The sequence below is a fragment of the Lysinibacillus sp. Y5S-8 genome (assembly GCF_036894365.1).
GTDB lineage: Bacteria > Bacillota > Bacilli > Bacillales_A > Planococcaceae > Lysinibacillus > Lysinibacillus fusiformis_D.
In genome coordinates, this window is record NZ_CP145889.1 from 377,761 (window position 1) to 393,978 (window position 16,218).

The window sequence follows — 16,218 nt, forward strand, 5'->3', positions numbered from 1 at the left end:
AGTTTTATAATAATCCAATCCATTTCCAATAAGTAGCTGAGAATAGAAGAATTAGAAGGAAGCCGATAATCGTTAATGGAATACCAGATTTCAGGAAATCCTTTGTTGTAAATGCCCCTGTCCCATAGGCAAGCATATTTTGTGGTGCACTAATTGGTAATAGGAAGCCAAAACTTATGACGAATTGTTGCACGATGACAAAGCCAACCTGATCAACATTTGTTGTTAATGTAGAGGCTAATACGATGAATACAGGTATCAGTGCAGAGGCTAAGCTTGTTGCACTTGCAAAGCCTAAATGAATTAAAATATTAAATAATGTTACGAGCGCGATGGTTGCTAGTATTGGCATCGTATCTAGCCCAAGTGAACCAAATACTTTATCGGATAACCATGATGCACCTTCCGTCTTAAGTAAAATGGTTCCTAGCATAATACCTACTGCAAAAACGATAATTGTTCCCCACGGGATATGAGGTTCAACTTCCTTCCATGAATAAACACCGATTTTAGGCATTAATAAAATAGAGATGGCAATAATTGTAACTGTAGTTGTGTCAAAGGGATGCAATTTCCCTTCAGTTGCCCAGAAAAATAGCAAAACGATTGATGTTATGATTAAGCGAATTTCAGGGGCCTTCAATGGGCCAAGCTCTGCAAGCTGTTTTTTGATGACCTCTTTACCACCTTCGATATTGCTAGTCTCAGGCTTAATTAAAGCGATCATAATGAAAAATAGAGCTACAGACATAATGATTGAGAAGGGGGCAGCATAGAGCAACCAAGCACCCCAGGAGATATCCACATTAAATTGTTCCTGAATAAAGTTTAAAGCGACCATATTTTGAGCTGCTGCTGTCTTGATACCGATATTCCAAATGGAAACGGCTTGTACCGAAGTAATAACAAGTAAAGCGGCGAGTCGACTATCGCGTGGTAAACCAAATGCTGCGACCATCCCTAGCAATATTGGTACGACTGCGCCTGCACGTGCTGTGGCAGAAGGAACAAAAAAAGCGAGGGCTATAGAAACTAAAATGGCGCCGAATACGATAGCTTTTGTTTTTGTTCCTACAAGTGAAAGGATCCAGAGAGCAAGCCGTTTATGTAAGTTGGTAATTTGCATGGCTGCTGCTAAAAAAAGAGCTGCTGCTACTAGTGCGACAGCGGAATTACTAAATCCACTTAAGGATAATTTTAAAGCGCCAGCAGTTCCTAATTCTGTAGCAGGATCGTCCATTGATGGAGCGAGCCCTAGTAGAACAGTTACAAGTGCAATGATCATGGCTGAGCTAACGGGATAGGACACGGCCTCTGTTACCCATAGGATGACTGCGAATGCTAAGATGGCTAAAGCTCGTTGTCCAGCGATTGGTAAGTCACCGTTATTAGGTAAAAAAGTAATGATGATTAGTAAAGCAAAGGCCAAGCCAATCCATAGTGGCTTTAAATTCCGTTTCGTAGCTGTTTGATTGGGTGAAGACATATTTTCTCATCCTTTCTACGATAAATATGACGATTATTATCCATAACATCGGTTAGTAAAATGTTTTATTAAGATAAGAACTTGTCTATTTTATTGTAAAAAAATAAGTATGCAGAATAGCTGCTTTTTACAGCGATATAAGTAGATAAAGAGAAAATATACGGTCATAAAAAATACAAAAATATCCATTGGAATATTATTTCTTTTTCTTGAATGCAGACGTTACTTTAGGCTCTGTGCCCTTCACTAATCGTTGGATATTTTCGATGTGCAGGATAATAGCTATGCCAAAAAGAAGGACAGCGATTATAGTTGGGCCAATTCCAGGAATCCATAAATATGTTGCAGTACAAAAAACGAGATAAAACTCTAGAACACCGACAATTAAATAGTTAGTTGCAAAGGATAAAATGACAAATAAAATAAGTGCAAATAAACCAATCTTCCAATCTACAGCAAGTAGAATTCCAATAATAGAGGCAGTTCCTTTCCCACCATTGAAACCCATATAAAATGGGAAATTATGACCCAAAATAACCCCTGCAGCAATAATGTAGGTCAGGAGCCATATTTCTCCTTCGGTTAAATGCGAAGCATCCGCTAAATAAAAGTGTGCACCGATAATAGCTACAACGCCTTTGCCAATATCGATTAGGGCTACTAAAACGCCATATTTCCAGCCGAGGGAAAGTGTAGCATTAGAGGCACCAGCATTGCCATGGCCAGCTTTTTTTAAATCAACCCCTGATAAAAATTGTGCCACTTTAGAGCCGTGAATACAGCCAATTAAATATCCAACTAAGAGAAAAATGATCACGGCTTTTACCATAAAAATACTCCTTTCGATTTTTTTTCTAAATTAGTGTATGCGTTCATATTACGTATAAGAGCTGACAGAAGTTTCGGAAAAAATAAAATTTACATATTGACAGAAAAAAACTCTATGTTTATACTGTGTTACAACGATGGAAATTGAATCTTATACTCTTATCAAGAGCGGCGGAGGGATAGGCCCTATGATGCCCAGCAACCAGTAAGTGATGAACTTACTAAGGTGCTAATTCCTACAGATTCTTACTTGGATCTGGCAGATAAGGGGAGGAAAACTTGCAACCGCAACCCTCTTCTTAACTGGAGAGGGTTTTGTTTTCTACACATAAATCCTCCTCATCTCCGGTACCATCGTAAAAAAATAATTGGAGGTACACAATGACAAATTTTAAACCAGAAACATTGCTGTTACATGGTGGTCAAGAGCCAGACCCAGTGACGGGCTCTAGAACAGTTCCTGTCTATCGCTCAACTGCTTTCGTATTTAAGGACACTGCTCATGCGCAACGTCTTTTTGCCTTAGAGGAAGCGGGGAACATTTACACACGGATTACAAATCCGACAGTGGATGTTTTTGAAAAGCGTGTGGCCTTGTTGGAAGGTGGAACAGCAGCAGTAGCACTTTCATCTGGTGCAGCAGCTATCGCATTCTCCATTTTAAATCTAGCTGGAGTAGGCGATGAAATAGTAGCAGGAAGTTCTTTATATGGCGGTACGTATAATTTATTTGCTAACACATTACCGAAGTATGGCATTAAAACAATTTTTGTAGATGAAACAAACCCAGAGAATTTTAAGGCTGCGATTACCGATAAAACGAAAGCTGTCTTCGCTGAAATTTATGGTAATCCAAGTTTAAAAGTTTTAGATATTGAAGCAGTAGCTAAGATTGCACATGATAACAGTTTACCATTAATCATCGATAGTACATTTGCTTCTCCTTATGGTTCCACACCAATTGAATACGGTGCAGATATTGTTGTTCACTCCGCAACTAAATGGATAGGTGGTCATGGTACAACTTTAGGTGGGGTTGTTGTAGACGCTGGTAAGTTTGATTGGACTAGTGGACGATTCCCTGGATTTACGGAACCAGATGCTTCTTACCATGGATTACGTTACGGAATTGATACAGCTTCTGCTGCTTTTGCTACGAAGCTACGCGTACAGTTGTTACGTGACTTCGGTCCAACATTAAGTGCTGATGCAGCGTTTAATTTACTACAAGGTTTAGAAACGCTTCATTTGCGTATCCCTAAACACAATGAAAATGCGTTGGCAGTTGCTGAATATTTACGAAACCACCCATCTGTGGAGTATGTAAACTATAATGGCCTAGAAGATTTTGCGACACATGATTTGGCGAAAAAATACTTGAAAAATGGCTTCGGTTCTGTGCTTACATTTGGCATTAAAGGTGGACGTGAGGCTGGACGAAAGCTAATTGATAGCGTGAAGCTGTTTTCACATGTAGCAAATGTAGGGGATGCCAAATCGCTCATTATTCACCCAGCATCTACTACACATCAGCAATTATCAACAGATGAATTAATTCAAGCTGGCGTAACTGAGTCGCTCATTCGCTTATCCATCGGTTTAGAGGCAGTAGAGGATATTATTGCTGATTTAGAACAAGCCATTACGCTTGCCACAACAACTGAACAAACTGTAGAAGCTTAAGTTTTAGAACGCAAAAGAGGATGTTGTACAGTTTACGTATTTTCTCATTCGAATTGCCTCATTTGGCATTGCGTCAAACGTTGCTACATCAACCCAATATAAAATCCATTAATTATCAGAACTTTTTTAAAAATAATACCAAGTATTTTTATATGTATTATTGACTTAGTTAATTCCTTGTTATATACTAGGGAATAAGTTAAGAATACGAAAATTCTTGTTATAAGGTAAATGTTTTCATAAGTGCTCCCCCCACTTTTGAATATATAGAAGAAGAGTGGTCGCATAGCCAGTGACTGCTCTTCCAAAAAACTGATGATAAAGGAGTGTTTAAAATGGGTAATATCTATAGTGCACAAAACATTGCATCCTATCTAATTTATGAGCTGAATGAAGGTCATGTCTTTGTCAACAATCAATCCATTCAACACTTACTTACATCAGTCGATAAAAAATGGAAGCAAGTCTTTGGTCATACAGCATTTCAAGAGTATGTTGTGGCTGAAGAGGAGGGCTATACTGTAAAGGAAGTTTTTGAGGCATATGAACATTACGGTGTGAGCCATATTGCACTTCCTGCAACAGAGCTTTACTTAAAATACGGTACATTTCAATTAGTGGAACGTACGTATGCAATACCAAATTTTACAGAAGAAGAAATTAGTCTTGTTCAACAAGCTTTAACACATTATCGTTATCAATTGCTTTCAAAAGCAAGTTGAAATCCCCCATATATTAAAGCTCATTCTCTGCTGCTACAGGGAATGAGTTTTTTCTTTAGAGGTCATTAAAATAGTAACAAGATGATGGGTGTCCAAGCATACATATATAATAGAAGAAAGACATTCATATATTTAAATGGAAATAGTCAATTTTTGTTCAAATCTTATAGATCAACTAAAAAAACGTATAATAAAGGGAATGAAACCGATTTCTTTTGCACATCTAGAGAAAACAAATGTCCTTCCTAGAAAGATTTTTCTTGTGCTAAGTATGTATTTGCGTTACAATTTTCTTTAAGATAAATTTAGAATTATTTGAATTTGTATGTGTTCCAACACATACTAAAATAGCGAAACTCGTACAAAGAAGAGTAATTGGCTAAAGCTTGCGGTGGGTGTCCAATTATCATGACACAACCCCATGAAGAAATTAGCTTTGATGAAACTGCGGAATGTAAGTTGGAGGGAATAGCAGAAATGGCAACTATAAAGGCAGCGATTTTAGGATTTGGAACGGTGGGTCAAGGGATCTATCATATTTTAAATGAAAAGCGAGAAGAGCTAAAAAATAAATTAGGTATTGAATTAGAGGTAGCAAAGATTTTAGTGACAGATGCTAGTCGTGAACGTGTACCAGGTACAGCGCATTTAATGACGACGAGTATGGATGATGTCTTAGCAGAGCCAGGTATGCAGGTTGTGTTTGAAGCGATTGTAAATGAAGAGCCTGCATACAGTTATTTAAAAAGAGCAGTTGAGCATAAATGTCACGTTGTTACAGCCAACAAAGTGATGTTTGCTAAACGAGGCTTAGAGTTGCAGGATCTGGCAAAAGCAAATGGTGTTTTTGTAGGCTATGAGGCAACTACTGCAGGTGGCGTACCTGTTATTAAAACAATGAAAAATATTTTACTTGTTAATGATGTGAGCCGTATTCAAGGAGTCCTGAATGGCACATGTAATTATATTTTAACAAAAATGCGTGCACAAGGCTGGTCATTCGAAACAGCTTTAAAAGAGGCGCAAAGTTTAGGTTATGCCGAGGCGGATCCATATAATGATATTTCTGGTCAGGATGCCTTTAAAAAATTAATGATTTTAAGTGCTTTAGCTTTCGGAGAGCAACCAGATTGGGCTGATGTAGAAGTAATTGGTATCGATAGCATTTCGGCTGAACAAGTCCGTGAAGCGTGTGAAAACGGTCTGCGTTACCGCCATGTCGCTGAAGTGGAAAAAAGGGCTGACGGTAAAATTATCGCTAAAGTTGGTCCTCAACTGGTTGATAAAGAACATCCACTTTATCCCGTTGATGATGTGTTCAACGCGGTAGCGTTAGAGACTAACTATATTGGGACATTAACATTAGTTGGCCCTGGGGCAGGAATGTACCCAACTGCGAGTGTCATGGTAGAGGACTATGCTGAAATCATTGGGAAAAGAGCAGGATTTGTTGTGACAATCTAATAAACTTATTTTTTAAAATTACCCGCCACTCAACAATGTTCGATTGTATGAATGGTGGGTTTTTTTAATCTTCATCTTTCACATCTATATCTTCTGGAATAGGGGTAGAACGCCAAATTTCGATTTCCTCTTTAATACGTTCCAATTGTTTAAAATACGTGCTAAATTGGCCGCTATTGATTAGGGTTTGTTCTCCATCGTAAACAGAACGGATACGCCCCTCATAAACTAGACGCATAATTTGATCCTCAGGCATACCAAGATCAACAGCTGTCTCTGCAATTGTTTTGTACATACGATTCGCTCCTTTTACTGTATATATTATAACTTCCATTGTTGAGAAAGCATACTAGGCTAATTGAAAGAAAAAGTAAAAATGATAATTGTTTGATTTTGGATAAATATGTATTATTAGTATTAATGAAGTAGTAAAGCGAGGATGAATTGATAAATGTTAAATCCGTTGTTGGTATTACTAGCAGCCATTCTATGGGGAATGACAGGAACAGCTCAAACATTTTTAAATCAAGGGGTATCTCCAATAGCAGTGGCCACTATTCGTTCTGCAATTGGTGGCGGTCTATTATTAGCCATTACCATTTCATTACGGAAAATTAACTTTCGAAATTGGTCATGGAAATGGACGGTTTTAGCTGCAACCAGTATTGCTCTTTTCCAGGGTCTTTTCTTTTCATCTATCCGTCTAACAGGAGTAGCCATTGGAACAGTTGCAACAATTGGTAGTGCACCAGTATTTTCTGGTGTTTTAGAATGGCTTATTTGGAAAACTCGTCCGACAGCGGTATGGGGACTTGCTACACTGATGGCGATTATCGGATGTCTTTTATTATTTATGAATAATGGAGACGAGTCTGTTCATGTAGGTGGATTTGCATTAGCACTTTGTGCAGGTGTGTCCTTTGCATTTTATACAAACATTAGTAAAAAATTAATGGCACAGGAAGAGGCATTGCCAGCAGTCGCCATGACATTCTCTATTTGTACGTTATTTTTACTGCCGTTTTCTTTTGAAAATGGATTTGCTTGGTTAGGGAATACACACAACTTATGGACAATGCTATTCATGGGAATTATGTGTACAAGCGTGGCGTATTTATTGTTTTTAAATGGTCTACAAAAAATTAGTTCATCCACAGCTGTAACACTGTCATTAGCAGAGCCATTAACTGCTGCCATTCTTGGGGTGTTTTTCATTGGAGAACAATTAAGTATTGTGTCCTGGCTTGGTCTAGCAATGCTACTAGGTGGCATTGTTGTTTTAACCATAGGTGGAAGGAAAAAACGAAAACCTTAAGAAATTCTTCATTTTTATAATAGCTGGTTTTTAAGATTTGAAAGGTACACTGATATTTGAGAGCGAGGTGTATATCATGACGAAATTAACAGTTCTTGTTACAGATGACGATCAAGATATTCGTGATGGTATTGAAATTTATTTAAAAAATGAAGGCTATCATGTCATTAAAGCAGCAGACGGCCAAGATGCATTAGAAAAGCTAGAGAACAATGAAGTACATTTAATTATTTTAGATATCATGATGCCAAACATGGATGGAATTACAGCAACCTTTAAAATTAGGGAGGAGCGCAATATTCCAATTATTATGCTGAGTGCAAAGGCAGAGGATGGCGATAAAATACATGGGCTATCCGTGGGAGCTGACGATTATGTGACGAAGCCATTTCATCCATTAGAACTATTGGCACGAGTAAAATCGCAGCTACGACGCTATGTGCAACTAGGGACGTATAGTGAAGGAGCGACAAAAGTGGAAATTGACGGACTTGTTCTTGATGAAGATGCAAAAGAGGTCATACTAGAAGGAGAACCTGTTCGACTAACTCCAATAGAATATAAAATCACGGAATTATTAATGAAAAATGTAGGGCGTGTTTTTTCGATACGTGAAATTTATGAACGTGTTTGGAATGAGGAGGCGTACAATGCTGAAAATATTGTAGCTGTTCACATTCGGAAGATACGTGAAAAAATTGAAGCAGATCCGAAAAATCCGCGCTATCTAAAGGTGGTATGGGGCGTTGGCTATAAAATGGAAAAATAAACTAGAGAAGTATATGACGATTGCAGGATTTATAGCAGGTGTTGTTGGGCTCATTTATTTTGGTGTTTATGCCTATCAAATCGTCGATTCTCGCTCCTCAGAGGTTTTGCAATTTTTGGAAAGAATTTTTTAGAGGAGTGTAAGAGGTATGATAAAAAAATGGAAATCCTCTCTAGTGTTAATGTGTTTCATTTGGACAATTTTTGGTATTTTTACTTTTTGGCATGTGGGTTATCAGTATATTGGTAAATCCTATTTCGAATCGGAAAATTTCCAGCATGAAATCGATAATTTCACAGCAGAACTAGGACCATTAGTGTTAAATGTACCAAATGCCGCAGATTTGAAAAATAAAATAGAAATTACGCAATCAGAAATAGAAGATCATCGTAATTACTATGGTACATTGGGACAGCAAATCGATAACATTAAACAGCAATACGGACAGCGAATTCAAGAAGCAGCGGATGCCAATGCTGCAGAGTTACAAACAAAGCTAGAGACTGAACGCGATAATAAGATTAAAGATATTACGGCAAACTTTGAAAATGATGAGCATGTGCGAAAGAAGATTCGTGCTGAAAAAGAAGCATTAATTGATAAATATATTAAGTCAGTACAAGCCGAAGCGAAAAGCTTTGGAAAAAACTATGACTACTGGTCCTATGAGTTGACGAATATTGAAACAGGTAAAATATACCGTGCCGGTGATGTTTCAGAAAGCAGTGCCTATAAAATAAAGTATTCAGAGCGAAATCCATTATATGCAGAGAATATTAGTAATAATTTAAGGGATATTTTTTACCGTACAGAAGCATATGTGGATGTCGATAATTTTTATGAAACAGCTGAATATATGGGTGTCTTAACCATCTCCAAAAAAGCAGTTCAATCATTAGGCGTTATGCAGGATTATAATCGTTTTCATCGTAATCAATATACCTTTTTCTTTGTGTGGCTTACTAGTATAGTAACGGCAATCTTTGCATGGAGAGGTCGTAAAGAGGTACTACAAACTGTCACGAATCTGAAGGAAAAAGAGATTTTAACTAAAGTAAAGTTTGACTTTCAGGTTATTCTAGTGTTGATCACAGGATTTATGTATCTTTTTACTTCCCAAATTGTTTTTGAATCTATTGAAAACACTTACGATTACAATTATCAATATAATTATGTACGGTCTATACTAGATTTTGCCTTTAAAATAGCTGTGCTATTTGTTATAGGCAGTGCTTTCTTTGTGCAATTAATTTGGCTGTATACAAGAGTAGATACTTTGAAAAAGCTAGAAGAAAATGTGAAATTGAGTTATTTATGGTCACTTGGCGATTCGATTACTGATTTATTTATCAATCGTTCTATTGCGTTGCATTCATTGGTTATGTTAGCTGCAGCCTTCTTTGGGGGAGGTAGCCTTGTCGCTTCTATGTTAAGAGGAGGCGGTTTTCCAGTTCTTGTTCTTGCTATGTGTATGTTCGTAGGAATTCCAGCCTTGGTTGTTTTCCTATCAAGAATGGGCTATCTAAATCGTATTATGAAGGATACGAAAGATATGGCTGAAGGACGTTTAAACCGAGATGTGAAGGTAAAAGGGAAATCACCGCTTGCAGGTCATGCTGAAAACCTTAACCATTTACGAGAAGGTGTTCGTACGTCTATGCATGAGCAGGCGAAAAGTGAACGTTTGAAAACAGAGCTTATTACAAATGTGAGTCATGATTTACGTACGCCACTAACCTCTATTATTACGTATACGGATTTACTGAAAAAGCCTACTATTACAGACGAAGAACGTCAACAATACATTCAAATTCTCGATAAAAAATCTGAGCGTTTAAAGGTATTGATTGAAGACCTTTTTGAAGTGTCAAAAATGGCAAGTGGCAATATTGAACTCCATCGCAGTCGAGTAGATTTGACGCAGCTTATCCAGCAAGCGGTAGGGGAGCATAAAGAGGATTTGACACAGTCAAGCTTAGATTTACGTATGACGATGCCACACGATCCCATCTATGCATATGTGGATGGTCAAAAATGGTGGAGACTTATAGATAATTTAATTGTGAATGTCTTGAAATATGCGTTAGAAGGAACACGTGTATACGTGATGTTGAAACGTACGGCAGATGGTGATGCTGAATTTACAGTGAAAAATGTTGCGAAATATGAAATCAGTGAGGATGCCGAGGAATTATTTGAACGCTTTAAACGTGCAGATGCTTCTCGTCATACAGAGGGCTCGGGACTTGGATTAGCCATTGCACAATCTATTGTCGACTTACATGGAGCAAGAATGAGCATTGATGTAGATGGCGATTTATTTAAAGTAATTGTTCGAATTCCAGCAGTATGATGGAAAGATGGCGGCAGAAATTTGCCGCCATCTTTTTATAAGCCTAAATTTTTGGCGATAATGACTTTCATCACTTCGTTGGTACCAGCATAGATGGACATAACAGGTATATCTCTATACCTTCTAGCAATTTTATATTCCTCCATATAGCCATAGCCACCATGCAATTGCATGCATTGCGTGGCAAGCTCACGTGCATTTTCTGTGATCCAGTATTTTGCCATAGATACCTTTGTCACAACCTTTTTCCCCGCAATATGCTCTTCAATCAAGGATTCTAAAAATGATTTTCCAAGCTCAATTTTAGTAGCCATTTCAGCAATTTTAAATTGTGTATTTTGGAAGTCGCCAATTGTTCTACCAAAGGCTTGACGTGATTTTACATAGTCTAATGTCAAGGTAAGCATATCCTCTGCGGCTGTTTGTGCAGCAATCGCTACGGCTAATCGCTCTTGCTGTAGCTTTTCCATCATATAGTGAAAGCCCTTGCCCTCTTCTCCAAGTAGGTTTTGCACAGGCACTCGACAATCTTCAAAATAGAGTTCAGCAGTATCTTGGGCATGCATCCCAACCTTTTCGAGCTGCCTTCCTTTTGTAAAGCCAGGTGTACCTTCTTCAATAACAAGTAGGCTGATGCCACGATGCTTTTTTTCAGCCTGTGGATTTGTTTTCACTGCGACAACCACTAAGTTTGTGTGGATACCATTTGTGATAAAGGTTTTTTGACCATTTACAATATAATGGTCACCATCGCGAATAGCCGATGTTTGGATATTCGCCAAATCTGAACCTGTACCAGGCTCAGTCATCGCAATCGCAGTGATATAGTCGCCTGAAATACATTTAGGTAGCCAGCGAGATTTTTGTTCATGTGTACCATAAGCCTCGATATAAGGTACGGCAATATCATTATGCAGTCCAATCCCAATAAGACTTGAACCTATACGTTCTAGCTCCTCTTGAATAATAACACCGAAGCTGAAATCCAGACCAAGCCCGCCATACTGCTCCTCGACCTGTGGGCAAAGGTAGCCCATCTCACCGAGCTTGCGCCAAAAAGAAAGTGGAATTAGATGGTCTTTTTCCCATTGAATATAATGTGGCTCAGCTTCTTCAGCTAAAAACTTACGGAAGGTTTTACGAAATAACTCATGCTCTGTTGTTTCAAATTTATAACGTGTCATACGAAATAGCACCCCTTTTTGCTCGTAAATGCGTAAATTTTCTCGTTCATCTATTATGTTACTGGAAGATTTGTAGAAATTAAAGTGGCTTTTAGTGTGAAAATGACGAAAATGTCATCTAAATATGGTGGAATGTCATGTAGAACGAGAGAATCAGAGGAGATGAAAAGGTAAACTTATAGTTGTCAACGATTAAAGTAATCAGTTCCTACTTTCACTAGAAGATTATTCAAGGGCTTCAAGCAATATGATTGTTAAGTATAATGATATAATCAACTAAATTATAGAAGAAAGTAGAGGACTAGGTTATGCCAAAAGTAATCGGTGGTATACTTTTAATTAGTATTTATAGTGCGTTGACTTTCTATTTAGGGTGGGGAGTAAAGCAGTGGCTTGTAGCGATGGGATGGTTCCGTTATCCAGTCCTATTTTGGCTGATCCTGTATATTGTTGCTTTTAGTATTATAATCGGAAGATTACATGAGTCTTTACGGTTCTTTTCGGTCATCAGTAATTACTGGATGTTTCTCTTTGAATACGGCTTATTACTGTGTTTAGCTTCACAATTGATTGTTTGGTTAACTCCCTTTAAAAATGTACAAATAATTGGTAGTATAGCAGTTGCTGTCCTAGTTTTGTTAAGTATCATCGGCTCTTATTTAGCTTATTCACCAGTAGTTCGTCATTTAGAAATAACGGTAGCCAAAAAGGAAAGTGAACTAGAATCACTGAGAGCTGTTGTGGCATCTGATTTTCATTTAGGGGTATTATCGCATAAAAGGCATTTGCAACGATTTGTAAACTTGGCAAATGAAGCGCAGCCAGATATTGTATTGTTAGCTGGCGATATCGTGGATGATGATCCAAAATGGTTTGTTCAAGAGGGCATGGCGGATGTCATGAAAGGATTAACATCTACATATGGAACGTATGGGATATTGGGTAACCATGAATATTACGGTAAAAAAATTCCTGAGTTTGTAAAGGAAATGGAAAATGCCAATGTGAAAATACTGCTAGATGAAACAATTCGTATAGAAGATGCGTTTGTATTAACAGGGCAAGAGGATAGGACAAATAAAGAAAGAAAAACACTTGAAGAATTAAAGACATCTGATAACTTGCCATGGCTTGTGATGAACCATACACCCGATGACTTGGTAACACCAACGGCAATGGGGGTTGATTTACATATGTCAGGTCATACACATAAGGGTCAGCTATGGCCAAACCAGTATATAACGGCTCGGGTATTTGAACTGGACTATGGTTATAAGTTGAAGGAGCATATGCATACACTTGTTTCATCAGGCTATGGCTTCTGGGGACCACCGATGCGAATTGGTAGTAGATCAGAGCTTTGGGTAGTGGATATAAACTTTCAATAGTGTGTGGTAATCTTGAAATGAGCTACCTAGGTGAAATGACAGTAGTATATGAAAACGTAGTATCTTATAATAGGTGGGTATTTGATTAAAAAAGGTAAGGTGACATGGTGGAAATTATAGAATTATTAAAAGCGTTAATATTAGGCTTTGTCGAAGGTATGACGGAATTCGCACCAGTATCTTCTACGGGTCATATGATTATCGTGGACGATATGTGGTTAAAGACAGAGGAGTTTTTGGGAAAATATCCTGCTAACACATTTAAAATTGTTGTGCAGCTGGGCTCCATTTTAGCGGTTATCGTAGTGATGTGGAAACGTATGCTAAGCTTAGTTGGCTTATATAATATTGACGGTCAATCAAAATCCATAAACGGCCGTTTTAACTTATTGCATGTTATTGTTGGGATGCTACCAGCAGTTGTTTTAGGTTTTGCGTTTAAAGATTTTATTGATGACCATTTATTTAAAGTAGAGCATGTGGTTTATGCTTTAGTGGCAGGAGCAATTCTAATGATTGCTGCGGATAAATTGGCACCAAGAAAACCAAAAGTAGATTCTTTAGACAAGATATCCTATGGTTTAGCATTTAAAGTTGGGTTAGTTCAATGTCTATCTTTATGGCCAGGTTTTTCTCGTTCAGGTGCGACTATTTCAGGTGGGGTACTCTTTGGTATGAGTCACCGTGTTGCAGCCGATTTTACATTCATTATGGCAGTGCCAATCATGGCAGGGGCTAGTCTAGTATCCGTTCTGAAAAACTGGGATACTTTATCGATGGACTATTTTGGATTCTATGCAGTTGGATTTATTAGTTCATTTATCTTTGCCTTACTATCCATCAAGTTCTTCCTAGCACTTATTTCAAAGGTGAAGTTAATGCCTTTTGCGATTTATCGTTTAGTTTTAGCCGCAGTTCTTTGTGTAATTATTTTTATGTAAAAAAAAAGGTCACTCTTCTTTGATAAGAAGCAGTGGCTTTTTTACATTCAATTTATTACTCTAGCCATCAATTTTTTGAAAAGTTAGTAAAAATGATCATAAAGACTTATTGAATAGTGCAAATGTATAGAGGATTATAGTGATAATAGCTATCATTTACCTCTTTATTATTCATTTGTTTATTTTGAGATTATAATTGATACATAAAGTGTCCCAATATTTGTTGTTATTTAATAGCATTTAGGATAATAGACTTAGTTCGGTATATGATTATAATATGAGGTGGAGAAAATGTTTCAAATTGTAAATAGATCTAAGAAAAATACAATTGAAATTAGTGATGAAGCAGCTGTCGGTATTTTTATTGAAGAGCCGGAACGTTTATTACAGTTAAATCTTCTAGGATTAAGTGTATACGACCTTCAATTGATTAAAAGCTTAAAGCCTTATGTGGAAAGAAACGTTGTTGAGGTGGTTGGTGCATTTTATCATGCTATTGAAAGCGTGCCCTCTTTACAGGCTGTGATACAAAAGCATAGTTCTAGCGAGCGCTTACGGCAAACATTACGCCATCATATTATTGAAATGTTTGAGGGGCGTATAGATAAAGCTTTTTTAGAGAAGCGAAGTCGTGTGGCAAAGATGCATGTGAAGATTAATCTCTATCCTAAATGGTATTTAGCAGCCTTTCACATTCTTGAAAAATCACTACGTAAAATTATTTATGAGCTTCGACTATCTAAAGACGAGGAAGAGAAATTTTGTGATGCTGTTAGTAAAATATGTAATTTCGAGCAGCAAATTGTTTTGGAAGAATACGATAACTATGCCAGTATATTAATAGAGAAACAACGCAATAGCGTTAGAGAGCATGTAAAGGATGTCATAGGCAGCATTTCAACACAGTTGGAGGTTCAATCTCAAAATACGACTGAGACAGTAACACAACTTGTTTATAGTGCACAGCGTGTCAATGATTCTTTGACAGATAGTATGCAAGAGGCACAATCTATGCAAAAGGTGTCTAGTGAAGGTTATACTAAAATTGTATCTATTAATGAGCAAACTGGAACAATTCATCATAAAACAGTTGAGATGGCTAATATGGTGGAGCAGCTAGATGCCTCTTCTTCCAAAATTAATGCAGTTGTAGAAATTGTGAAAAGCATCTCAGGACAAACCAATTTACTTGCGCTGAACTCTGCAATTGAAGCAGCACGTGCTGGCGAACATGGTAAGGGCTTCGCAGTCGTTGCAAATGAAGTAGGTAAGCTTGCTGATCAAACGAAAAGCTCTGTTGAACAAATAGCTGAACTAATTATGATGTCGAACGGTATTACAACACAGGTGGTCCAAGCCATTCAGGATATACAGCAACTCGTGAATAGTAGTATTGAACGCAATGCCGAGTCGCTAAAAGCATTTGGTGCGATTTCTGATTCTGTGGAAGATTCTATCTCGAACTTTCAAAATGTTGGTAGTCAAATAGCTGAATTAGTAAAGATTATTGAAACTATTGGTGTGTCTTCTGGAGAATTAGAGAAAGTGGCCAATCGTTTAAATACAACAATTAGAGAATTTTAATAGAGATGATGTCAACGGCAGAAAAAGCAAGTTTGAAAGAGAGGGGTTAATTTTCGTTCTGCCAGCGTCTCAGATGTGACGCTAAATCCCTAGGAGTGACGCTGGCTCCACTCCAATCAACCATGCGCAAAAGAGTCTTTTCCTTATCTTTCATACGAGCCTTAGTGAACAAAATAGCTCATTATTTATATGATTAGAGTAAGGATAGGCTCTTATTTTCAATGTGGGGAAGCGATGAGTGACAACATCCCTCCATAAAGAGTAGTGAATACTTCCACTTTATTTGAAAATCTTTGCTCACAAAAAACATTTTTATGGATTGGAGTGGAAGGCTACTTGACTCCTGTGGGATAGCGCCCGCTTACAGAATGCAAGTAGCATGCAACGGAATTCCATTTTTTCCTTTCGCAAAAGTGTTATTGAAGGTTTTGTTTTCCAACACTATGAAAAACTATGCATACAATCTGTGCATAGTTTTTTTCATGCTGTGGATTAGGATAG

At 37.6% G+C, this 16,218-nt stretch carries 14 protein-coding genes and 1 riboswitch; of the genes, 10 read left to right on the plus strand and 4 right to left on the minus strand.

Annotated elements, in window-relative coordinates; translation table 11 throughout:
* Positions 1–4: 4 nt before the first annotated feature.
* Both V6670_RS01845 and V6670_RS01850 read right to left on the minus strand, forming a co-directional pair.
* Positions 5–1,486, minus strand: coding sequence for a DASS family sodium-coupled anion symporter (locus V6670_RS01845; protein ID WP_141905160.1), 1,482 nt, complete (start codon positions 1,484–1,486; stop codon positions 5–7).
* Positions 1,487–1,682: 196 nt separating this feature from the next.
* Positions 1,683–2,315: a glycerol-3-phosphate acyltransferase gene (locus tag V6670_RS01850; RefSeq protein ID WP_338652336.1), complete on the minus strand. Its 633-nt coding sequence runs from the start codon at positions 2,313–2,315 to the stop codon at positions 1,683–1,685.
* 155 nt (positions 2,316–2,470) lie between these two features.
* Positions 2,471–2,584, plus strand: a riboswitch (SAM riboswitch).
* A 111-nt stretch (positions 2,585–2,695) separates the two neighbouring features.
* Between V6670_RS01850 and V6670_RS01855 the strand changes: the two genes are divergently transcribed.
* The 3 genes from V6670_RS01855 to V6670_RS01865 all read left to right on the plus strand — a co-directional run bounded on the left by V6670_RS01855 (position 2,696) and on the right by V6670_RS01865 (position 6,183).
* On the plus strand, positions 2,696–3,997 hold the full coding sequence (locus V6670_RS01855) for an O-acetylhomoserine aminocarboxypropyltransferase/cysteine synthase family protein (RefSeq protein WP_141905158.1): 1,302 nt from the start codon (positions 2,696–2,698) through the stop codon (positions 3,995–3,997).
* Between the two features lie 335 nt (positions 3,998–4,332).
* Entirely contained in the window at positions 4,333–4,719 is a 387-nt protein-coding gene (locus V6670_RS01860) for a hypothetical protein (protein WP_141905157.1), read from the plus strand.
* A 477-nt stretch (positions 4,720–5,196) separates the two neighbouring features.
* Entirely contained in the window at positions 5,197–6,183 is a 987-nt protein-coding gene (locus tag V6670_RS01865; protein WP_036117793.1) for a homoserine dehydrogenase, read from the plus strand.
* Between the two features lie 64 nt (positions 6,184–6,247).
* Here the strand turns inward: V6670_RS01865 and V6670_RS01870 are convergent, their stop codons facing one another.
* Positions 6,248–6,478: an excisionase gene (locus tag V6670_RS01870; protein ID WP_036117751.1), complete on the minus strand. Its 231-nt coding sequence runs from the start codon at positions 6,476–6,478 to the stop codon at positions 6,248–6,250.
* Between the two features lie 156 nt (positions 6,479–6,634).
* Here V6670_RS01870 and V6670_RS01875 point away from each other — a divergent pair, with 156 nt between their 5' ends.
* From V6670_RS01875 to V6670_RS01890, 4 genes are all read left to right on the plus strand, one after another.
* Positions 6,635–7,498, plus strand: coding sequence for an EamA family transporter (locus tag V6670_RS01875; RefSeq protein WP_338652337.1), 864 nt, complete (start codon positions 6,635–6,637; stop codon positions 7,496–7,498).
* 76 nt (positions 7,499–7,574) lie between these two features.
* A complete protein-coding gene (locus tag V6670_RS01880; RefSeq protein WP_036117745.1) occupies positions 7,575–8,267 on the plus strand; it encodes a response regulator transcription factor in 693 nt (230 codons plus the stop codon).
* Entirely contained in the window at positions 8,245–8,400 is a 156-nt protein-coding gene (locus V6670_RS01885; protein WP_155273172.1) for a hypothetical protein, read from the plus strand. Before V6670_RS01880 ends, V6670_RS01885 begins: the two co-directional genes overlap by 23 nt.
* A gap of 15 nt (positions 8,401–8,415) precedes the next feature.
* A complete protein-coding gene (locus V6670_RS01890; protein ID WP_338652338.1) occupies positions 8,416–10,620 on the plus strand; it encodes a histidine kinase dimerization/phospho-acceptor domain-containing protein in 2,205 nt (734 codons plus the stop codon).
* 35 nt (positions 10,621–10,655) lie between these two features.
* Here the strand turns inward: V6670_RS01890 and V6670_RS01895 are convergent, their stop codons facing one another.
* A complete protein-coding gene (locus V6670_RS01895) occupies positions 10,656–11,804 on the minus strand; it encodes an acyl-CoA dehydrogenase family protein (RefSeq protein WP_338652339.1) in 1,149 nt (382 codons plus the stop codon).
* A 308-nt stretch (positions 11,805–12,112) separates the two neighbouring features.
* Between V6670_RS01895 and V6670_RS01900 the strand changes: the two genes are divergently transcribed.
* The 3 genes from V6670_RS01900 to V6670_RS01910 all read left to right on the plus strand — a co-directional run bounded on the left by V6670_RS01900 (position 12,113) and on the right by V6670_RS01910 (position 15,717).
* Positions 12,113–13,192, plus strand: a complete 1,080-nt coding sequence (locus tag V6670_RS01900) for a metallophosphoesterase (protein WP_141905152.1) — start codon at positions 12,113–12,115, stop codon at positions 13,190–13,192.
* Positions 13,193–13,299: 107 nt separating this feature from the next.
* Entirely contained in the window at positions 13,300–14,133 is an 834-nt protein-coding gene (locus tag V6670_RS01905; RefSeq protein ID WP_036117790.1) for an undecaprenyl-diphosphate phosphatase, read from the plus strand.
* A gap of 291 nt (positions 14,134–14,424) precedes the next feature.
* On the plus strand, positions 14,425–15,717 hold the full coding sequence (locus V6670_RS01910; RefSeq protein WP_338652340.1) for a globin-coupled sensor protein: 1,293 nt from the start codon (positions 14,425–14,427) through the stop codon (positions 15,715–15,717).
* The last annotated feature ends 501 nt before the right edge of the window (positions 15,718–16,218 follow it).